At 41.8% G+C, this 21,678-nt stretch carries 20 protein-coding genes; 10 read left to right on the plus strand and 10 right to left on the minus strand.

Annotation, left to right across the window (positions count from 1 at the left end):
- Window positions 1-161 precede the first annotated feature (161 nt).
- Both D4N35_RS06150 and D4N35_RS06155 read left to right on the plus strand, forming a co-directional pair.
- Window positions 162-371, plus strand: a complete 210-nt coding sequence (locus D4N35_RS06150; RefSeq protein WP_120071499.1) for a helix-turn-helix transcriptional regulator — start codon at window positions 162-164, stop codon at window positions 369-371.
- On the plus strand, window positions 368-790 hold the full coding sequence (locus tag D4N35_RS06155) for a hypothetical protein (RefSeq protein WP_120071501.1): 423 nt from the start codon (window positions 368-370) through the stop codon (window positions 788-790). Before D4N35_RS06150 ends, D4N35_RS06155 begins: the two co-directional genes overlap by 4 nt.
- A 36-nt stretch (window positions 791-826) precedes the next feature.
- Here the strand turns inward: D4N35_RS06155 and D4N35_RS06160 are convergent, their stop codons facing one another.
- Both D4N35_RS06160 and D4N35_RS06165 read right to left on the minus strand, forming a co-directional pair.
- Window positions 827-1,393, minus strand: coding sequence for a PIN domain-containing protein (locus D4N35_RS06160; RefSeq protein ID WP_164876300.1), 567 nt, complete (start codon window positions 1,391-1,393; stop codon window positions 827-829).
- Complete coding sequence (locus D4N35_RS06165; protein ID WP_120071505.1) at window positions 1,380-2,033, minus strand: helix-turn-helix domain-containing protein; 654 nt, start codon at window positions 2,031-2,033, stop codon at window positions 1,380-1,382. Before D4N35_RS06165 ends, D4N35_RS06160 begins: the two co-directional genes overlap by 14 nt.
- Window positions 2,034-2,547: 514 nt before the next feature.
- Between D4N35_RS06165 and D4N35_RS06170 the strand changes: the two genes are divergently transcribed.
- The gene (locus D4N35_RS06170; RefSeq protein WP_120071507.1) at window positions 2,548-3,336 is read left to right on the plus strand and encodes an HAD family hydrolase; all 789 of its coding nucleotides are present in this window, start codon (window positions 2,548-2,550) and stop codon (window positions 3,334-3,336) included.
- 82 nt (window positions 3,337-3,418) lie between these two features.
- On the opposite strand, the gene D4N35_RS06175 is transcribed toward D4N35_RS06170, so the two are convergent.
- A complete protein-coding gene (locus D4N35_RS06175; protein WP_120071509.1) occupies window positions 3,419-5,881 on the minus strand; it encodes a YhgE/Pip domain-containing protein in 2,463 nt (820 codons plus the stop codon).
- Window positions 5,882-5,991: 110 nt separating this feature from the next.
- Window positions 5,992-6,567 (minus strand): TetR/AcrR family transcriptional regulator, encoded by a 576-nt coding sequence (locus D4N35_RS06180; protein WP_120071511.1) that lies wholly within the window; start codon window positions 6,565-6,567, stop codon window positions 5,992-5,994.
- Window positions 6,568-6,893: 326 nt separating this feature from the next.
- Here D4N35_RS06180 and D4N35_RS06185 point away from each other — a divergent pair, with 326 nt between their 5' ends.
- The 3 genes from D4N35_RS06185 to D4N35_RS06195 are packed head-to-tail and all read left to right on the plus strand — an operon-like array spanning window position 6,894 to window position 9,982.
- The gene (locus tag D4N35_RS06185) at window positions 6,894-7,460 is read left to right on the plus strand and encodes a sigma-70 family RNA polymerase sigma factor (protein WP_120071514.1); all 567 of its coding nucleotides are present in this window, start codon (window positions 6,894-6,896) and stop codon (window positions 7,458-7,460) included.
- Complete coding sequence (locus D4N35_RS06190) at window positions 7,435-7,767, plus strand: hypothetical protein (RefSeq protein WP_120071516.1); 333 nt, start codon at window positions 7,435-7,437, stop codon at window positions 7,765-7,767. The genes D4N35_RS06185 and D4N35_RS06190 overlap by 26 nt, the downstream gene beginning before the upstream one ends.
- Window positions 7,757-9,982, plus strand: coding sequence for a carboxypeptidase regulatory-like domain-containing protein (locus D4N35_RS06195; RefSeq protein WP_120071518.1), 2,226 nt, complete (start codon window positions 7,757-7,759; stop codon window positions 9,980-9,982). Before D4N35_RS06190 ends, D4N35_RS06195 begins: the two co-directional genes overlap by 11 nt.
- 177 nt (window positions 9,983-10,159) lie before the next feature.
- Here D4N35_RS06195 and D4N35_RS06200 read toward each other — a convergent pair whose 3' ends face one another.
- Both D4N35_RS06200 and D4N35_RS06205 read right to left on the minus strand, forming a co-directional pair.
- Window positions 10,160-11,185, minus strand: a complete 1,026-nt coding sequence (locus D4N35_RS06200) for an NADP-dependent oxidoreductase (protein WP_120071520.1) — start codon at window positions 11,183-11,185, stop codon at window positions 10,160-10,162.
- Window positions 11,186-11,612: 427 nt separating this feature from the next.
- A complete protein-coding gene (locus tag D4N35_RS06205; RefSeq protein WP_120071523.1) occupies window positions 11,613-12,788 on the minus strand; it encodes a DUF4317 domain-containing protein in 1,176 nt (391 codons plus the stop codon).
- Window positions 12,789-13,207: 419 nt separating this feature from the next.
- Between D4N35_RS06205 and ahpC the strand changes: the two genes are divergently transcribed.
- The 3 genes from ahpC (at window position 13,208) to D4N35_RS06220 (ending at window position 16,186) form a co-directional block, all read left to right on the plus strand.
- On the plus strand, window positions 13,208-13,771 hold the full coding sequence (ahpC, locus tag D4N35_RS06210; protein WP_120071525.1) for an alkyl hydroperoxide reductase subunit C: 564 nt from the start codon (window positions 13,208-13,210) through the stop codon (window positions 13,769-13,771).
- Between the two features lie 12 nt (window positions 13,772-13,783).
- Window positions 13,784-15,313 carry an alkyl hydroperoxide reductase subunit F gene (gene ahpF, locus D4N35_RS06215; protein WP_120071527.1) on the plus strand — a complete coding sequence of 510 codons (1,530 nt, stop codon included), beginning with the start codon at window positions 13,784-13,786 and terminating at the stop codon, window positions 15,311-15,313.
- A 333-nt stretch (window positions 15,314-15,646) separates the two neighbouring features.
- The gene (locus D4N35_RS06220) at window positions 15,647-16,186 is read left to right on the plus strand and encodes an ECF transporter S component (RefSeq protein WP_120071529.1); all 540 of its coding nucleotides are present in this window, start codon (window positions 15,647-15,649) and stop codon (window positions 16,184-16,186) included.
- Window positions 16,187-16,248: 62 nt separating this feature from the next.
- Here D4N35_RS06220 and D4N35_RS06225 read toward each other — a convergent pair whose 3' ends face one another.
- The 3 genes from D4N35_RS06225 to D4N35_RS06235 form a co-directional block, all read right to left on the minus strand.
- Window positions 16,249-16,764: a hypothetical protein gene (locus D4N35_RS06225; protein ID WP_120071531.1), complete on the minus strand. Its 516-nt coding sequence runs from the start codon at window positions 16,762-16,764 to the stop codon at window positions 16,249-16,251.
- Between the two features lie 26 nt (window positions 16,765-16,790).
- Window positions 16,791-17,276: a hypothetical protein gene (locus tag D4N35_RS06230; protein WP_120071533.1), complete on the minus strand. Its 486-nt coding sequence runs from the start codon at window positions 17,274-17,276 to the stop codon at window positions 16,791-16,793.
- A gap of 175 nt (window positions 17,277-17,451) precedes the next feature.
- The gene (locus D4N35_RS06235; RefSeq protein ID WP_120071535.1) at window positions 17,452-18,342 is read right to left on the minus strand and encodes a hypothetical protein; all 891 of its coding nucleotides are present in this window, start codon (window positions 18,340-18,342) and stop codon (window positions 17,452-17,454) included.
- Between the two features lie 245 nt (window positions 18,343-18,587).
- Between D4N35_RS06235 and D4N35_RS06240 the strand changes: the two genes are divergently transcribed.
- Entirely contained in the window at window positions 18,588-20,021 is a 1,434-nt protein-coding gene (locus D4N35_RS06240; RefSeq protein WP_120071537.1) for a L,D-transpeptidase family protein, read from the plus strand.
- Window positions 20,022-20,073: 52 nt separating this feature from the next.
- Here D4N35_RS06240 and D4N35_RS06245 read toward each other — a convergent pair whose 3' ends face one another.
- Window positions 20,074-21,597 carry a malate:quinone oxidoreductase gene (locus D4N35_RS06245; protein WP_328591065.1) on the minus strand — a complete coding sequence of 508 codons (1,524 nt, stop codon included), beginning with the start codon at window positions 21,595-21,597 and terminating at the stop codon, window positions 20,074-20,076.
- Between the last annotated feature and the right edge of the window lie 81 nt (window positions 21,598-21,678).

The raw sequence follows: 21,678 nt of genomic DNA on the forward strand, positions 1-21,678 counted from the left end.
TTTTCAGTGAAAATACCCTAAAAAGGACAATGATTACTGTATTATAAATCGGATAATTGTGTGGCAAAAAACCGAGTGAACGTAAAGGTATCTTTACATTCACTCGGTTTTTTGCCAATATAAATGTAAAGGTATCTTTACTTTATATGGAGGTTTGATTAATGACAGTAGTTAACCATATTAGAGAAATCCGCAAAAAGAAGGGGATAACTCAAATTAAAATGGCTGAGGATCTGCAAGTCACTCGTCAAACTATAAATGCAATTGAAAAAAACAAGTATAATCCCAGTCTTGAATTAGCATTAAAAATAGTTGCATATTTTGATATGCCAATCGATGAAATATTTACTTTAGAGGAGGATGACAAATGAGTGTAAAAGACAGAAAAAAACGGAGAAGAATTTTAGAAAAATGGACGCCATTCTTTATTATAACTTGTACTTTTATAGGTGCTGTTCTGGGTTCATTTCTTTTCTATTTTTTTCAAGGTGAATTTCCGTATGAGGTACTTACAGGTGGTTTTGTAGCAACTATTATTTTGACAGTAATTCAAGTAATTAAACAAAAACGAAAAAAAGATAATTTGCCCGAAGCAGATGAACGAGTCATCCACAATGTTTTCCGTTTTTTTGCATATTCATCACATATTTCCTTAGCATCTTTATTTGTGGCTTTAGCAGTTTTTACGCTATTAGGATACGAGTCTATTTCAATTCTTTATCTATGGATATTTTTCTTTTCGTATATTTGGATAGTAGGGATCGGTGCCCTTATCATTAAAAGAAGGTAAATATGATTAAAAAACCCGATTTTAACTAAGAACATATTAATCTATCACCATATTGTAAAATTCACCAGGTTTTATTCGTTTAATCTTTCCAATCGTTTCAGGAAAGCGTCTAGTATTATTCGTCACTATGTATGAACAGTTCTCTTGAATAGCCGTTACCCAGACATGAACATCTTGTTCATCATACTGACGTAACGGCTTCTGCAATCCGTTTTCTTCGGCTAAAAGAACAGCCTTTTCAGTTGAAAGTTCACTGATTTCTGCAAGGGCCTTTCCAATTTTCATCTCGTTTCGCCTGACAATTTCCCAATGGTGACGACCAACCCTGCTATTTACAGCAGGGGAATTTTCCAGGATGGGATAAACGAAATGATTCAAGAAACCTTCAACTATTTCAATTGGATAAATAGCCCCACCGATTCCATCATGTGTTGCATTTCGCAGGAATTCCATTAAACATACTCTTGAGATAACCACTCGATAATCAATGGTCTGAGCTGCCATGGTTAGTATTTGACGGTTGATTCCTTCTCCTCGAATGGCTCCACAAAGTACAGTTGTATCAAGCAAAACAATTGGGGAGGATGAATTATAGGAAGTCATCGTCATTAACCTCCCCATATTGGGCATTGAATTCATTTAGCTGATGTTCAAAGGCTTTCCGCTTTCTTGCTTCTTCAAGAGTGATTTTGAAATATTTTTTTGGAATACGCCAACGATTGCCTTCTGTTTTTTTAGCATCCGGATATTTCCCTTTTTCGCACCAACGCCGAATCGTTTGATCAGATACGCCGATAATTTTAGCAGCTTCAAGCGTACTATAACTATTCGCATAGTCCACTTCTTCCTGCAGTGGTATAGTTGTAGCCGAACTTGGCATAACAGACACCCGCATCTGCGTTTGTCCGGCTATAATTTTGGCCAGAATTCCCTTTCGGTCTAACTCAGGAATCACTTCGGAAAGTTTTTCAACGTAATCCACCAGGTTTTCGTAAGCTGCCGTAGTGTCTTTACTTTTTAGGGATTCGTAAATTTTTTTATCTTGTGCACGAATGCGAATTATGAACTCGTTGGAGGGCAGATCTATTTTCACTTCATCTAAAAATGCTGTTGGGAGCCCTAATTTTGATAATGTTCCTTCAATCAGTCTTTTGAATAAAACCAAGGCGTTTTCAGAATGGTTTTGCTCTTTTAAAATGGCGACTGTTTCCCATAATACTTCTTCTTCATGTTCTTGAGACATGAGAATCCCACCTCCTGCTTACAGTATATACAATTTCATGTTGGGTAATCAACGAGTTTTCAACATATCCAACACTCACAACATACGAGTTCTCCGTTAGTTCCTCACATGCAGTAATATTTGCCTGCAAAAGAGAATTCCATAAATCTTTACTGCCTGGGGTTTGGAATGATCACCTTTACATAAGCCCTCCATAGAGAGAGTGTATTAAACAAAAGTTTTCCATATATTTTAAAAGGAGTGCCATTGTCTTGAAAGGACATTCACCAGTGTCGCAGATGAGACGGAAAAAGGTTACTTGATCATTTCCCTAATTGGGTACAAACTGACTATGAATGGGTGTATGAAGAAGTCTACGGTGCTGTTTTTCCACATTGACCAAGGCCGCGGAAGACTTTTTTAACCCTTTTTCCAAACTTTTTTCCGATTAACCCAATTTTTTAGCCAATGACTTTTATCTGTTCTATAGGTAAAATGGTGGTAGATTTAATTATAATTCAAAGTGGGGAAAATAATGATTAAGGCAATTTTTTTTGATTTGGACGATACACTTTTATGGGATAAAAGAAGTGTAAAAGAAGCATTTGCCGCAACGTGCAGAGCGGCTGAAGAACGGTGCGGATTAAATCCGGATGAATTGGAAGAAGCGGTTCGGGAGAAGGCAAGAGAACTCTATTCTTCCTATGAAACTTATCCTTTTACCCAAATGATCGGCATCAATCCGTTTGAAGGCTTGTGGGGGGACTTCCGCGACGAGACAGAGGATTTTCAAAAGCTGAGCAAAATTGTTCCGGAATATCGCAAAAATGCCTGGACATTGGGATTAAAGCAATTGGGCGTAGATGATCCGGATTTGGGCGCCGAGCTGGGCGAACTTTTTCCAAAAAACCGAAGGAAAGTTCCATTCGTATATGAGGACACATTCCAGGTACTCGACGAATTGAAAAAGGATTACCTTCTCGTGCTTATTACAAACGGATCACCAGATTTGCAGAATACTAAGCTGGCCATCACCCCGGAGCTCGCTCCATACTTTGACCATATCGTCATTTCCGGCGGCTACGGAAAAGGAAAGCCTGACAAAGGTATATTCGAACATGCCCTGTCTCTGGTCTCTTTAGAAAAAAACAAAGTAATCATGGTAGGCGACAACTTAAATACGGATATCCTCGGAGCCAATCGTGCGGGTATCAAGTCTGTTTGGATTAACAGAGAGGAAAAAGAGCGGAGCGAAGTAGAGCCCTCCTATGAAATCCAGCAGCTGAGCGACCTTTATGAACTTTTAGACAAAATAAACGACTGACAAACCTGTGCTTGTCAGTTTTTTCATACACCAAAAAAGACAGGTATTACGAACAATCCGTAATACCTGTCTTCGATTTTACTTATGCCGCAGTTTCTGCATGCTGGTTGTTTGTTTTTTTATTTTTGATAATAAAGTATGTGACAGTCAACGCGGTGCAGACAAGAATGTATAGTGCCAGTATTCCGATGTTATGCCACATAAATGAGTAATCCCCGCTTGAAATGACCGCTTTAAATGCCTGGACAGTATAGGTCATCGGCAATAGGTTATTGAATGACTGCAGCATCTTTGGAATTAATTCCAGCGGGAATGTACCTGCGCTTGTTGTCAGCTGCAAAATAAGAATGACAATCGCTATGAACCGCCCCGGATCTCCCAGTGTTGTGACGAGGAGCTGTATCATTGTCATAAAGGTTATACTTGTAATGATGGATACGAAAATGAACAATGGAACACTTTTCACTTCAATCCCCAATCCAAATATTAAGACAGCATCTACCAAAAGTGCCTGTATTATTCCTGTAACAGCCACGACTCCGAATTTGCCCAGGAACCAGGCAATGCCATTGCGTGGTTTTATGGCAGGTTCCCTTAAATTAAAGACAATCGTCATCAATAAAGCACCAACAAATAATCCCAGTGATATAAAATATGGCGCAAAACCTGTACCGTAGTTAGGAACCGGGTTTACTTCTTCCTTATCCACCTTAACGGGGTTTCCCATCATATCATACGTATCATCATTGGCTTCTACTGAGCTTGCTTCCTCTGCCGCATCACTCAATTTCTCATGCAGCTCCGCAGTTCCATCATGCAGTTCAGATGTCCCATCTGAAAGCTTCCCGGAACCATCGGCCAGTTTTTGTGATCCGTCTTTGATTTTGGATGAACCGTCCGCCAACTGCCCCATTCCGTTGCTTAACTCATTGGCACCATCTGACAATTGGTGTGCACCGGAATTTGCTTCTCTCATTTTTTGTCTGAATAATTCCATGTTCTTAACATACTCTTGTTGGCCGCTGCTTAACTTGGAAGATCCATCGCTAAGTTCTTTTGCCCCATTCGATAATTGGCTGACGCCTTTTTGAAGGGCAACCTGGCCGGATTGGATGGTTCCAAGACCATTTGACAATTGATCAAACACCGGATCAATCGCTTTTTGGATTTCTTTGTCCAGACCTGCAGTAGATCCGCCGAGCTTCTTATTTACTTCACCCTTATACAGGCTAAAAGCATTATCAATTCCTGCAGTAGCTTGACTCATTCCTTGCTTAATGCCTGCCTCTACCTGCGGCTTAAGTTGATTCGCCATTGATTGCTCAATTTGTTCTTTCGAAGGGGAAGAAGCAGTTACTTGAGAAATGATTCCCTGGACTTTTTCTTGTGGAATTCCATTATCCAATAGCGCCTGAGAAAGTTTATTCATCTGTTCTTTTTGCATGTTTTCAATGTTGTTGGCAGCTCCCTTTGCAACCCCTGCAGAAAGCTGCCCTGATAATTCGTTCACAAGGTCATTTTCCAGCTTGCCTTTGATTCCCTGATTCAGTTGATCCAAGCCGGCATTCATCTCTCCGCTGCTTGCATTGATTTTTGCACCGATAGCGTCAGCCATCTGTTTTGGCAACTGATTCTGGAGCTGTTTTAAACCATCTTGGACTTTTCCTGTACCCGCCACTAAATCCGGCATTTTCCCGTTGACCTCTTGCAAACCGTTTTCAACCTGTGAAATGCCGCCATTTAGGGCCTTGGATCCTTTTTCAACATCTTTGGATGCACTGGCAAGCTTGTTGCTGGCATCTGATAATTGATCCATTCCGCCGGCAAGAGTCCTCGAACCATCGGCCAGTTCATCTGTTCCGGAACGTGCTTTTGTTACTCCATTTTCAAATTCAATCGAACTCGATGCCAGAACCTCCAAATTGTCCTTGAGCTCTTTGGAGCCGTCTGCCAGCTCTTTTGCCCCCTTATCCAATTTCCCGCTGCCGTCGCTGGCTTTTTCAAGGCCATCTGCCACATCTCCTACTTTATCAAACATCGTTTCAGCGTAAGTGGATGTAACGGCCTTGGCAACTTCGGCCCTGATTTCTTTTGCCGCCGTTTCCCCGATCTGAGAGGAAAGGAAATTATATGCCTCGTTCGGTACATATTTCAGTTCCAATTTCTTCGGTTTTTCATCCATCAGGGTAGTTGCATTTTCCGAAAAATTCTTCGGAATTTCGATCAACATATAATATTTCCGATTCTCCAAATCCCGATAACCATCTTTTTTCGTGGCAAAATGGAATTGAAATTGATCATTATCCTTTAGCTTATCAACCAATTCCTTTCCCAGTTCCAAATTCTCGCCTTCATAGTCGGCCCCCGCATCCTCATTCACGACAGCAACAGGCAAATCCCTCAAATAATCGTAGGGATCCCAGAAAGCCCAAAGAAACATCCCTGCATACATCAACGGAACAAAGACAACTGCAATGATAGGGATAAGCACCTTTTTATTTGCCAGAATTTGCTTCCATTCAGATAAAAAGCTTGATTTCTGCATACACCATTATTCCCCCTTCAAACAAGTGACCATTATGTTCATTTAGTCATTTCACGAAAATAAATTATGACCACTTCATTCATTTGGTCATATCCACTTTAAATAAAGGATTATCTTTTGGATAACCCATTTAACAAATACAATTTAAACAGCTTCGATATTTCATCTTTCTCCAGCGGCTTACGGACTTTCTCCCAGTCAAAGATGAGGGCAATATAAAGCTTAAAAATCACAAAAGCTGTGATTTCGGGATCGCACGGTTTAATTTCGCCCTTTTCTATTCCTTTTTGGACGAATCCTCCAACATACTGGACAATCGTATTTTCTATCTTTTGGACGACATCTTTAACAGCCGGGGTTCCCATTTCTTTTTCTTCCTGGATGAGCTTTATCATCAGTTGATGATCTGTTCGGTATTCCAGTAACTTAAAAAGCGCACGATCCACCTTTTCATAAAAAGATAAATCTTCATGTATGATATTTTCCACTGATACTTTCATTTCATGAATTAAGGAAGAAATGATTTCATGAAACAATTCTTCTTTATTTTTGTAAAAAGTGTAAATCGTTCCCTTGCCGACATTGGCCAATTTGGCTATTTGATCCATTGTCGTAGCTTTGTAGCCGAATAAGGAAAAAGAATTTGTTGCTGCCCCTATGATTTGCTGCTTCCGGTCAATAGACAATTATTTTTCACCTTCTTTTTTTGGGAGGTACCTGTCACTCCCCGAAATATGATGAAATGAACTTATACAAAAGAAGTGACCACTTGAACGTTTTGGTCATATGTACAGCCATCATACTAACACATAGATTCAAAGGACGCAACACAAATTCTTTGTTTGATTTTCAAAATAGTTCTTTTTGAGTGTTCCTCAAGCAACATTAAATATATTCGTTAAAATGGTATATCCCTGTATAGTTATAACAGAGATATTTTTTACTTTTTGCAACTATTTTACCGCCAATTGCATCTATGTATTATACCCGTTCAGAAAGGGGGGGCCGGCCGTTGGATTCCATTGACAAACTCAAAGAAAAAGATGAGCAAGCCTTAATGGAAGTAATGCATCAATACGGGGATTACTTATTACGCACCGCTTATTTGCTCGTGAAAGATTATCAAACAGCTGAAGAAGCTGTTCAGGATACTTTTATTACTGCTTTTGAAAAAATTCATCAGCTGGAGAATCCCGAAAAACTAAAGAGCTGGCTTACCGCCATTGCCCTTAACCAGTGCCGCTCCCGAATGCGAAAATGGCAATGGAAAAATATCTTTCTTCACTTTGATGCTGTGGAACGTATCAATGGTGATGAAACCGCTCAAAGTCCCGAAGAAGCAATCGTTGATATGGCATTGGATCACAATATAAGTGAAGCCATTCAGCAGTTGGATTATAAATACCGCGAAGTGATTACATTATATTATTTTAACGAAATGAAAATCTCGGAAATTGCAGCACAAACCAAAACAAATGAAAACACAGTGAAATCAAGACTAAAACGAGCCCGGCTGCTATTGAAAGATCTATTGACGAAAGGAGAGGACCTCAATGAAAATACAACGGGAAGCATTTAAAAAGCAGCTCGATAACGAGATGGACGATATCAAGTTTACCAAACAGCGGGAAGTCATAGACCGTCTCCGTCAAATTACTTGGAAGGAAAAAGCCAGGCTGATTTGGAATAAAGAAATTGAACTCCCTCTCCTTCCATTGGCTGCGATTTGTACGGTGATATGTTTATCACTCGGAGTTAAATATTTCACCAACTACGATTACATTTCCGATCCCATGACAGCGAAGGCGGACGAACTGGTTGAGATCGATGGGTATGTCTATTGGAAAGAAGACCTGGAAAAGACGGTGATGCGGTATGAAGATTAAAATAAAAGTGAAGCATGCTGCCCTTATTTTGATATGTATTCCATTGATCGTTTTTGTCATTGGGCCGCAACTTCAAATATATATAGCGAAAAAGCAAGTGGAGTACGGCCAGGCAGCAGCCAAGACAAAGCTATTGCAATCACTCGATAGCAGCATGATTTTGGACTCGCAAAAATGGAAAATCATCCAGAACTATATGCTGGATGATTATATGGCAGGCCAATTTGATGTATACATTGGGCCGGCGTTTTCTCAAGTCAGCCATCCTGACCGTGATGTTACATTTACCTGGGATGAAATGTATCCTTATCTGAACATGTATGTGACAAAAGGTCCGATAGATGAGTATTTCGCTTCTGCGGCAAAACAGCTTGCGGTTCATTATAAGACCATTGGCCAAGTTGATAAAGCGCAGGACATCCTGCAAAAAGCCATCGAACGAACAGCCGGCAGCAGCGATTCTTGGGTAGGTCAGGAGCTTCAATTAGAACAAACGCAAATCTTGATTGAACAAGCTGATTATTCGGCAGCCAAACAGCTTTTACAAGAAATGAGTAAAAGCAATGACCCGGAAAATGATTATTTCCAAGCAAAAATCGCCCAGAAGAAAGCAGAAATCAAACTCCGTCAAGGTCATGTACAGGATGCTTATAAGGAGGTTCAAAATGCCTTAGCGCAATATGAGGAAATACCGGCGGAAAAAGATTCTCGGGAGGCTGATGAAATACCCGCCGGTTATGAAGAACTTCTATCTTTGAAAAAAAGTTTGCAAACTGCTTTAGCACAACAAAGCCATATCAATAATACAGTCAAAGGAAGAATTGTATACAGCGATGGCACACCCGTAGCAAATGCAGGCGTCTTTTTACAGGCAGAAGAAGACGCAGGCAGCAGTATTACTCCGGATGAGCCTTACCAACAAACAACAGATGCAGATGGATATTTCAATATTTCGGGAGTATTGCCCGGAAGCTATCAAATTACTATAGGATTAAGCTTTGACCAAATCGATGGCTGGACATGGCCGGTTACTATGGATGAATGGATTGATGTCGGGGAAAAAAAGACATTCACTTATGATATCACTTTGCAAAAATTAATAGATATAAAATCTCCGGTCAACCAGCAAAAAATAACAGATAAACATATTCTCTTTTCCTGGGAGAAGATCGAAGGTGCAGACTATTACCAGCTTAACCTGGGGGCGGATATTGATTCCGGCTCGATCAGTACGGTATTTAAATCATACATCACGGACAATCAAATCAAAGTGCCGGCCGAAGAGGTATATGATCATCCGCTTGGAGTAATATTCCCCGGTGATGATCTGTCTACGGTAAGCCCAAAGTCATTGTTGGCATTTACAAATACGGATAATAGATTTTCATGGTCTGTTGAAGCCTACCGCGCTGATGGAGAGCTGATTACACGCAGCAACGGCTATCGGCTGGATCAGGATACGATGGGAAACTTGCCTTTCTTTTATTTAAAGGAACGCAGCATGACGAAGGCCGACCAATTGCTGGTTGACAAAAAACTGAAAAAAGCGTTGGCAGCCTATCAATCTAATTACGAAAAAGATCCGGACGATATTCACAGTTTGCGTATGATTGTCAGGCTGATGGATGCTGAATCATCCGACAAGCATGCGACCGAGAATGAAAAAAGCATTCCCTATTTGCAAGCCTATGCGGAAAAGACAAACTCCCCGCAAGCCATATTCAGGCTTGTTGAATACTATTATGAGAAACAGCAATGGGGGGCCTTCAACAGATGGTTTAATCAGTATGAAGCGGCGGCTGACGGCCATCTTGAAAGCTACGATCAGGCCATTTATGCCAGTGCGTTAATGAAACAAGGCAAATTAAAAGAAGCAAGCGAACAATTTAAACAGGTGATGAAGCTGGATAACAGCCATCGCTTTATCGGAAGCTGGCTAGCGGTGGAATTGTATGAAGGAAAAACCTTCGAACATGCTCTGGCCATTGCCAAGGAGTATCCGGAACGGCCTTTTGCCGACGAAAAAAGGGATTGGTTTTACATGGTGCAGGCACTTCAAGAGGAGAGTGAAACAGATTCCCATTATCGAGAGGAACTGAAAGAGGTACTCGGCCTCTATTTTAAAAACAAAGATCAAGAGCTGTCCAATTGGATGAAAACTGCCGATAAACCGGCGATGAAGGAATTTATTCGGGCGGTGAAGGATGTGAGCTAGGGAACCCCGCCTGCGGGTTCCCTATTTTATATAAACGGGAGGGATTGCGACCGTATGGCTGCCGAAGAAACCGAGAATTTGAAAACTCGGGAGGCATTGCGACCCTATTCCAAGGGCTGGCATTTCTTTTGTAAGATAATATTTGTTTTTGAAAAAGGGCCTGACCGGCCCTTTTTCTTATTCCACATACTTACGCTCAGCAACTTTCACCAAAAGCTTACCAATATTATTTCCCTTGAAGAGGTCAAGAAACGCATTGGGGATATTTTCAAATCCTTCTTTTATGGTTTCACGATATTTGAGTTTCCCTTCTTGCAGCCATTGGCCGAGCTGCATTGCCCCTTCATTGAAACGTTCCGAATAATTTCCTACAGTGAAACCTTGCATCAATGCACTTTTCTTAATCAGCGTCGGCTGTACGCGTGGTCCGATATCAACTTCTTCAAGGTTATAGGTAGAAATAGCTCCACAAACCGGAATGCGCGCATATCGATTTAATTGGGTAAATACAGCATCAGAAATCTCTCCGCCGACATTATCGAAATACACATCCACACCGTCCGGACAGGCACGCTTTACTTCACTTTCAAGATCTTCTGCTGTTCGGTAGTTGATGCCTTCATCGAAGCCCCATTCTTCTTTCAAGAAATTGATTTTTTCATTGGAACCAGCTATGCCTACGACACGTGCACCTTTTATTTTCGCTATTTGCCCAACTGCAGATCCAACAGCGCCTGCTGCTCCCGACACGACAACCGTCTCCCCTTCCTTCGGCCGGCCAATTTCAAGCAAACCAAAGTAGGCAGTTAAACCAGTCATCCCCAATATACCTAAATGTGTTGATATGGGAGCAAGTGATGGGTCAATTTTTCTAATTTCCTTCTCATTTGCAACATAGTACTCCTGCCAGCCAAACATACCAATAACAACATCGCCTTGCTTGAAGTTCCCAGATTTTGATTCCATCACCTCACCAATGGATCCGCCTTCAATCACTTCATTTACTTTAAATGGCTCCACATATGATTCAGCGTCCTGCATCCTGCCTCTCATGTAAGGGTCAACAGATACAAACAGGGTTCGAACAAGTATCTGGCCTTCTTTCAGTTCTTCTACATCTTTTTTTACAAATTTAAATGTGCCGCTATCCGGCATGCCTTTTGGTCTTTCAGCTAAAATAATTTGATGATTGACAAGCGCCATGTGAATTTCTCCTTTTTTAAAAAAATTGGTTAAATCCTCAATTATGCTTCGCCTACATGTTAATCGAAATGCAATGTTCCGGCTAGCAAAGAGACTTTATGATAAGGTTACCCGCAGCAACGGCAATGATGTATAAGAAGGAATTGCGACCCTATGACTACCGTAGATACAGTAAAACTCAAAACTCGGGAGGCATAGCAACCGTATGGCGACCGTAGATGCAGTAAAACTCAAAACTCGGGAGGCATAGCAACCGTATGGCGACCGTAGATGCAGTAAAACTCAAAACTCGGGAGGCATAGCAACCGTATGGCGACCGTAGATGCAGTAAAACTCAAAACTCGGGAGGCATAGCGGCCGCTTGGCTACCGAAGATGCGGTCGTAATTCCGTTTATCTCCTATTTAACACCCAAGTTTTTATGGCCTTTAACCCAACGATGCCTCCGGAATCAATTTAAAGCCTTCAATCATGGCATCTTCATCAACCTCAATCATCAAGCAGCGCTTGCCGTTAAAATTAACCTGCCTGACATATTTCAAGTCTTTTGGGCTGATAGAAATATTGGCGACTTTCGTTTCGATTTTGATCGATTTCGATGTATATTTCGGGATAATGCTGCTTGCTTTCAGCTCGTATTTTTCATCATCAACGACTTTTTGGAATGCCATTTCCACCTTATCTGCATCGACATCTTCCACACCGCTCACTTTTAACACACGTTCCACATCTTTATAATCCAATGTAGGAGTGACTTCCTCCTCCTCTTCGTCTTCATCCATCATCCGGTTTATTTCTTCATATACATTGGAAAGCGTATGAGTATCCACCTGGCCTCCCACCACTTCATTTACGACAAACTCAAAAACAGCTTTATCTTCCTGGGCAGTCATGATCTCTTCGCCATTCAAAACATCTTCGATAAAGTGATAATCAGGTTTATTCGCTTTGCCCGCCGAGTACAACACTCGGTTTACATCAGCGGAATTATCTGTAAAACTTGGGAATAAAAATCCTGCGACAGGAGATGCAAGATTGATAATCGAATCAACCTCAACGCTCGATTTGAATTCCTTCTCAACATAATCAAACACCAAAGATCTTTTCGGCTGCTCCGTCTGGTTGATGCTGCAGAGAATAAAAGGATGCGAATACACCTCATCCCGATCGCTCTCTTCCGCTTCCTCACTACTTCTTTTTGTCGGTTTAAAATATTCTCCGCGAATGAAAGTGACAACCATGTCCTTCTCGTACTGAACATCCTTAAACATTTTATCAACGAGAAGAAGCATTTGCTCTTTCCATTCTTCTACATCATCTGCTTGCAAACCTTCTTGAAGAATAATGCGAGTGTGATCCTCCGCCTGATCCTGAAACTTCACTTCAAATAACTTCACATCAAGCTGGCCTGTCAGCACCTTCTTAAAGTTATTCATGAACAATTCCTGCTGTTCCCTGTCCAACATCGGAAACGGACGGCTTTCCTGATGATAAATGTCGCTGCTCTCTTTCCTTATGTAGACATTAAAAATATTGGTGATAGTCAACAAATCATTATCAAGCTTGAATTGTTTACGAATATTGGCTATGTCCTTCTTATTCATACAGTGCCTGTCACTCCCCGAATTTTGTCGAAAGGTCTATTTGTATGAAATAGTCCCCCTATAGTTTTGACACTCTCTTATTATAACAACAATGTCGAAAACCAACTTTATAATTTGCTAGAAGTAGTTTCTCTTTTCATTTAAAGGTATAAAATCTCATTTACGGATGATAAGATTGCTTTCAGGCAATCAGGTGAACAGCCGTTATATTCCCTAAAGGCACCTAAAACTTGATCTTTCTGGCCAATTGTATGATTGCGCTTTCATAATCGATAACCTATATTTAATTAAAATAATTTTAATTTATTCCTTGACATTAATAATTTGTCCTATATAATAATCATTGTAAACAAGAAAACAATATAGATAGCGCCCATAAACTTGCTATCTATAAAAATACATCAAGGAGGAATTTCATTATGTCCCTAATTGGAAAAGAAGTAGAACCATTCACAGCACAAGCCTACAAAAACGGTGAGTTTATCGATGTCACCGATGAAGATTTAAAAGGCCATTGGAGCGTCGTTTGTTTCTACCCAGCAGACTTCACTTTCGTCTGCCCAACTGAACTTGAAGACTTGCAAGATCAATATCCTGCCCTTCAGGAACTTGGAGTGGAAGTTTTCTCTGTTTCAAGAGACTCCCATTTTACACATAAAGCATGGCACGATACATCTGATGCCATCGGCAAAATTACTTATACGATGATTGGCGACCCTGCACACAAACTTTCTCAAATGTTCGAAGTGTTTGTTCCAGAAGAAGGCCGCGCAGACCGCGGTACGTTTATCATCGACCCGGACGGCGTCATCCAAGCAGTTGAAATCAACGCTGAAGGCATCGGCCGTGACGCAAGTACTCTTATCGACAAAATTAAAGCTGCACAATATGTACGCAACAATCCTGGCGAAGTTTGCCCTGCAAAATGGAAAGAAGGCTCTGAAACTCTTAAACCAAGCCTTGACCTTGTAGGTAAAATTTAAGGAGTGCTATCAATGATACTGGATGCAGATATTAAGGAACAACTTAGACAATATCTACAATTGATGGAAGGCGACGTACTGTTAAAAGTCAGTGCAGGAGCCGATGATGTATCAAAAGATATGCTGGCTTTGATGGATGAGTTGACAGAGATGTCTTCCAAAATAAAAGTAGAAAAAACAACCTTGGACAGGACGCCAAGCTTCAGTGTCAATCGCATGGGAGAAGATACCGGGATCACTTTCGCCGGTATCCCTCTCGGTCATGAATTCACTTCCTTCGTTTTGGCTTTGCTTCAGGTGAGTGGACGGGCTCCAAAAGTCGAACAGGATGTCATCGACCAAGTGAAGAGCCTGCAAGGCGATTATCACTTTGAAACTTACGTGAGCCTGAGCTGCAACAACTGTCCTGATGTTGTTCAGGCACTGAACGTGATGAGCGTTCTGAATCCTGACATCAGCCACACAATGATAGACGGTGCTGCTTTTAAAGAAGAAGTGGAAAGCAAAGGCGTCATGGCTGTTCCAACAGTCTTCCTAAATGGAGAGGAATTTGGCAGCGGCCGTATGAGCCTTGAAGAAATCCTTGCGAAGTTGGGCAGCAGTGTAGATCCTGCCGAGCTTTCCGCTAAGGAACCTTTTGATGTCCTCGTTGTCGGCGGCGGTCCTGCCGGCGCCAGTGCAGCCGTCTATGCCGCACGCAAAGGCATTCGGACAGGTGTAGTGGCTGAACGCTTTGGCGGCCAGATTATGGACACTGTCGGCATTGAGAACTTTATCAGCGTGAAGCGGACGGAAGGTCCTAAGCTTGCGGCAAGCCTTGAGGAGCATGTAAAGCAGTATGATGTGGATATTATGAGCTCACAGCGCGCGACAGGCTTGCAAAAGAAAGATCTCATTGAGATTGAACTGGAAAATGGGGCCGTTCTCAAGAGCAAAACGGTGATCCTATCAACTGGTGCTCGCTGGCGCAATGTCGGCGTTCCGGGCGAAGCGGAATTCAAAAACAAAGGTGTCGCCTACTGCCCTCACTGTGACGGACCATTGTTTGAAGGAAAAGACGTAGCCGTCATTGGCGGAGGTAATTCCGGTATTGAAGCGGCCATTGATCTCGCAGGTATTGTGAAGCATGTAACGGTCCTTGAATTTGCTCCAGAGTTGAAAGCTGACTCTGTCTTGCAAGACCGCCTTTACAGCCTTCCAAATGTGACAGTGATCAAAAACGCACAAACCAAGGAAATTACCGGCACAGATAAAGTCAATGGCATCACCTACGTTGACCGCGAAACCGGAGAAGAGCATCACATAGAATTGCAAGGCGTGTTTGTCCAGATCGGCCTTGTGCCAAACACCGATTGGCTGGATGATACAATTGAACGCACAAGAATGGGAGAAATTGTGGTGGACAAAAAAGGTGCCACTACACTGCCGGGTGTATTTGCTGCGGGTGACTGCACCGACAGCGCCTATAAGCAAATCATCATTTCCATGGGATCAGGTGCTACTGCTGCCTTGGGTGCATTTGATTATCTTGTTCGAAATTAATATAAGCAGTGCCTTCGGTCTAACAGGACTGCCGAAAATTGGAATCCTTCCAATGAAACAGAAATCAACCTACCATCACAAAACTGTTAAACCATGGCACCCGACTTATTTGATATAAATCTTTATTTCAGAAAATCACTATCCTCCCAACCGGCAGGATAGTGATTTTCTTTTCTCTACAATATTGACCCTCAACACAAACTGACCCTCACACTTTTTATAAAAGTGACACTTTCAAAGAGACCACACATTTGCTAAATTATCAGTAAACACAAAGAACAGGCAGCATCATTCCTGCTGCCTATTCAATAGCAAAGAAAGAAGGTCTGCAAGATGGAAAGAACAGCAAGCTATTCAAGTTCCAAAACCAAAACTTTCGATCTCATCCTGACAGCCATGTTGACGGCACTCGTATTTGTGTCCACCATGCTCTTAAATATTAAACTGCCTATTTCGATAAATGGAGGCCTGGTTCATCTTGGTTCGGCCATGCTTTTTATTTCAGCCATCGTATTTGGTCCCAAAAAGGGAGCATTCGCCGGGTCTGTCGGCATGGGTTTGTTTGACCTTGTCTCAGGCTGGGCATTGTGGTCGCCCATCACTTTTTTAACACGCGCTTTGCAGGGCTATATCGTTGGAAAAATTGCCTGGGCGGGTGGCCGCAAAGGAAACAACATAGCATACAACCTGCTGGGAATCATCATTTCAGTGCCTCCGATGATCGCCGGCTATTATCTTTGGGAAAGCTTAATATATGGCAACTGGATCGTACCATTAACCTCCATTCCCGGGGATATCGTGCAAAGTGTCATCGGCATCGCTGTCGCCATTCCGATTTGTATCGTATTGAAAAAAATACCTGCTTTTAAATAGAGAATGTAAAATCAGCTATAACCGGACGTTATGTTACGGTTATAGCTGATTTTTTGAGTCCTTTATTGGAAAGGAGGCAAAGTATTGGATTGCTTAAGGCTGTTTTGCAATTTTTCAAAGGTTTCCTTGCCAAAAAAGGCATCCGCTTTGTTCTCAATTTCTGTTAGAGCCGCGTCATTTTCAATAAGTGTTTCCCGGATTCTCTCTACAATCTGCAGCGCTTCTGCCCCACTGATTTGCTTGGCGACCCGTTCCAGAAGAACCTTCGTATCAACAGAATATTTTCGCGCAAAACTGTGGCACCTAACAATATTATGCCGAAGAAACCCGGAATACTCAGGTGTGAAAGCACGGCGGATACAGCCCCTCATCCCGGCATAACCATAGGAAACCTCCGATGCAGCACGATAAAATAAAACCATCCCATCAGCGTGGCTTGATTCAGGATTCAACCTGAGTTCCGTAATAGATGAAACCAGCCGCTTCACCACTGCTGTTCCCCGCTCAGTCGCTCCCCACCATTCCAATAAGCGCTGTTGTTCCTCTGCAGTCATATGAACGGAAGTTTGATGCGGCATGCCCTTCTCACCCTTTCAATAATCTGCTAAAGCCGCGGAATGGCCTGAACATTTTGGATGCGTTTCAGAATCACATTCCATTCCGTTCCCAAAAGAGCCTTGCCGTACCGATTTGCCTCATTTATTTTTTGGGCTATCTGCCTGTTTAAAAGCCGGCTTTGGTCGATTAAATATTGAGTATCCGGTGTCGCTTCTTTTGCTACCAGCTCAAAATTAGGGCTCATTTGTTTTTCGCTAATTCGCAATGTATCCAGGTCAAAAACAAGCATCTCTTTACCAAGAGAAATCGTTTCGCCACTGCGAAGCCGTTTAATCGTCCCTCTGACTGCATCAAAACCGTAGCCAATATCAGCCACAGTCGCATGATACGGATTCAACCCCGGCGCATTCCGCAGCGAAGGAATCTGGCGAAAACCAGTCGTAATGGAGCAAACCACTTCCTTCGCTGCCATTCCTTGGTCTAAAGCAGCATCTATAGCATCAAGGTAACCACTCCACTGAGATCTCCCCATTTTTTAAAAAACTCCCCTTTTTACAGAACTTCCCTCAAAGTAAAATATTCGAGCCTGCTCTGTCCTTATGATTAATTTCGGAAAATCCGGGGGGAAATCTGTTTCGACATAAACAAGAAAAGCCGCAAGTCCATCGCTGGAGCGGCTCTATATATCACCAAAGAACATTAATAATCTAGTCTAATTCCAAAAAAGCACTCGTAGAAAAACTATTACTCTCTGGGAGATTACTCTGGTCTATATTCCTTAATCTATTTACTTCATCATTTAAACCTAATTGAATCATTTCATTCATGACTAATTCTTTTAACTCTATTTCATTTGAGATCAAGAGAGTAAATTGGGCATCTCGTATAAAAGCCAGCTTGCTTTCTGTCGTTGAATTATTAAAAAAAGATTTTATTTCATTCAGGTCAATATTCACATCCTCTTCAAGTTTGTAGATAGTATGGCTGCTATTAACATTTTCAAAGGTTATTATTCCTATACCGTCAAGGGTTGGTACAATTATTTGTTTCTCTCTTTCTGCCAATACTTTTTTTTCTACATAATGATATACATCCTCAATTATTTCACATCCGATAGCGGATTTTATCTTTTCTGCTACATAATTAGCTCTCTCTATGTATTCCTCATTTTCACTGTCTTCTTGTTTTAGTTTTTTGAGCAAACGCAGATACTCTTCCTCTTCTTTCATATGATTAAAGTTGGAAACCGTTACTGCATCTTTCATTGTACAGATTAAACCAACAAACTCCCTTATATTCCTTGCCACAATCTTTATATGTGAACCGAAATCCATAGGACTGATGCATACAACAAAAGCATCCTCTAAATCAGATACTGTTCCAAAGTCAGTTAACAATCCGAAATGTATTCCATCACAACCAGTACTTGCAAATGTAATGACATCATAGGGGGTAACATCATAAGCAAAGTAGGCGCACTGTAAGATAAGCCCTAAATCCCTTTCAAGGGAATATCCTTCTTTTTCAAGAATCAGCTCTAACTTTTTTAATTTTTCAAATGTCGGCGGCATTTGTAAGTACTTTCCAAGATAGTTCATATTGGTCTCCTTGATCTTAGGTATATTTTTTCATGAAATCAATTTTATTTTAAACATATGGATAGCTTAATTTTATCAAACCTGCATCAAAATCCTCTTTTCCTTATGCAACTTTCATTAAAGGTTTTTAAAAATTTCACACCTTACAAAATGTGACAAACTCCTCGCCAAACATATTGTAGTATAATTGTAATAGAATTGTAATATGACCAATTGCTGGATTACCAGTAACGGAGGGAATGTTTATGAGTGCGGTAAATGAACCAATTGATGTTGGGCGGGGCAATCGATCCAAAAAACCCGCAAAGCGCAATTTTATTATCATTGGCACTATCATTATTATCGCTTTAATATTTGCGGGATTGAGCTATTATCAGGCTACCCGGTTCAATCCGAACATTATGATTAACGGCATCAAAGTCGGCGGCCTCACCGCTGATCAGGTGATGGATAAATTAAAAACATCCACTTTAAAAAACAGGGTCTATATAGGAAAAGAACTGATTTTGGATGAAAAAGATACGCAGATGGCATTCACAGATCAAGATATGCCCGAAGTTAAAAAATTATTGAAAAGCCAGTGGACGTTTTTTCCTTCCACAAAGGAGAAAAATTATTCCCTGGCACCCAAAAAGACAGATCAGTTTCGAAGCGAAACGATGAAAAAGCAAGTAGAAGAAAAACTCCTTTCATTGAATAAGAGTTTAAAAGCACCCCAAGATGCCCAGGTGAAGTGGGAACAAGACAAAATTGTCATCTCTGAAAGTATTGATGGAGAACAATATGATATCGCCGCTTTATTAAAAGATTATGATAAACAAGTCTACACAAGCGATATCCACTTGAAGCCTGTTTTCATACAGCCAATCAAAGAGGACAGCCCGATTATAAAAGAAAATGAGAAAAAGCTGCAGGATTTCATGCAGCGAACCATCGACTATAAAGTGCAGGACAAAGTGTACACTTTAAAAGCGGATGAATTGGTTAAAAAGGCCTCCATCTCAAATGACGGGAAGGTTTCTATCACTGAAAGTGACATTCAGAAAAAAATAGACGAAATTAACAGCGCCCAATCAACATTGAATAAAGATTTTAAATTCAAAACCCATTCTGGAAAGGTCATCTCAGTAAGAGGCCAGGGCTATGGCTGGGCAATCGATGCCGAGAAAGAAACGGCAATGCTCGTGAAGGCTTTTGAAAAAGGGAAGGAATCCATTTCTGCTTCCAATATTTATGGGAATGGCTGGGACTATGATGCGATCGGCTATGAAACAACAACAAACAACGGGATTGGCGACACATACGCTGAAGTATCCATTGCAGAACAGCGCATCTGGATTTATAAAAATGGAAAGTTGGCAGTCACTACGAATGTCGTGACCGGCAAAATGAGCACCAATGAAGGAACTCATCCAGGTGTTTGGTATGTTCTTTACAAAGCCTCTCCCTATACACTTAGGGGAAGCGCAGTAGGCAATCCCAATTACTCTGTTGATGTAAAATACTGGGTTCCGTTTACAAACGACGGACAAGGGTTTCATGACGCAGACTGGCGCACAAACTGGGCAAGCAATGCCTATCTTAACCAAGGATCTGCCGGCTGCGTCAACACACCTCCTGATGTAATGAAAATCGTGTACGACAATCTCAGCACTTACGATCCGGTTGTTGTCTATTAAGAAAAGCGCAAGGCGCCTGTACGTCGATAAACAGGCGCTTGCGCTTTTCTAATTATGATACTGTCTGGAAAGGCAAATTTTCGCTTAGGCCAAGTGTCTCCGATGTGGAAGTAAGGATTTCCTGGAAAAGATCCGGGTTTTCCACTAGTGACACGCCGTATGAAGGAATCATTTCTTTAATCTTTGACTCCCACTCTTTCATATGTTCCGGGAAGCATTTTTCCAATACCTCAAGCATGACATGAACAGCAGTGGAAGCACCCGGAGAGGCGCCAAGCAATGCAGCGATTGAGCCATCCGAGCTGCTTACAACTTCCGTGCCAAATTGAAGTGTCCCCTTGCCAGCCTCTGTATCTTTGATTACTTGCACACGCTGGCCGGCTGTCACGACGTCCCAATCTTCGTTTTTGGCGCTTGGAATAAACTCCCGCAACTCTTCCATGCGCTGTTCATTCGAAAGCATCACTTGCTGGATCAAGTATTTTGTCAATGACATCTCTTTGACACCTGCTGCCAGCATCGTAATGACATTATTCGGCTTGACGGAACCGATCAGGTCTAAATTTGAACCCGTTTTTAAGAACTTTGGCGAGAAGCCCGCGAACGGTCCAAACAGCAATGTTTTCTTGTTGTCGATATATCTTGAATCCAGATGCGGAACAGACATTGGAGGAGCGCCAACCTTCGCTTTCCCATACACTTTTGCATGATGCTTTTCCGCTACCTCCGGATTGTTGCACACCAAGAATAGTCCGCTTACCGGGAAACCTCCAATATGTTTGGACTCAGGGATACCGGTTTTTTGCAGTAAAGGCAGACTTCCGCCCCCGCCGCCGATAAAGACGAACTTTGCAGCATGAAATTCAGTTTGGCCGCTGTCCATATTATACACTTTCACTTCCCACAAGCCGTCGCTTGTGCGTTTAATGTCCTTCACACAATGCCTATAGTGGACCTCGACGTTTTTGCTTTTCAAATGATCAAACAACATGCGGGTCAAGGCACCAAAGTTCACATCTGTACCCGTGTCGATTTTTGTCGCCGCAATCGGCTCATTCAACGTACGGCCTTCCATAATAAGCGGGATCCATTCCTTCAGCTGTTCAGGGTCATCGGAAAATTCCATCCCCTGGAACAAAGGATTGTTTGACAATGCCTCAAAACGTTTTTTCAAAAACGCTACGTTCTCTTCCCCTTCTACTAAACTCATATGGGGGATCGGCATGATGAAATCATGCGGATTGCTGATCAGATTGCTTTTTACAAGATAAGACCAAAATTGCCTTGAAAGCTGAAACTGTTCATTCACTTTTACAGCCTTGCTGATGTCTATGGATCCGTCAGGCCTCTGGGGTGTGTAGTTAAGCTCGCACAGTGCCGAATGGCCCGTACCTGCATTGTTCCATTCGTTAGAGCTCTCTTCACCCGCATTTTCGAGCTTCTCAAAAACTTTGATTTCCCAATCCGGCGCTAATTCTTTCAGCAGAGATCCCAAAGTTGCACTCATGGTTCCGGCACCAATTAAGACAACATCTGTTTTCGTTTGTCTGCTCATTTCTACCTTCCTTTTTACCATAATTTATATAGGATGTAGGCACATCTGCATAGCACCCCGGCATGCAGGGGTGCGAAATAATCTAATATCTTCTCCTATTCT

Source organism: Siminovitchia fortis, assembly GCF_003605365.2.
GTDB classification, from domain to species: Bacteria; Bacillota; Bacilli; order Bacillales; family Bacillaceae_C; genus Siminovitchia; species Siminovitchia fortis.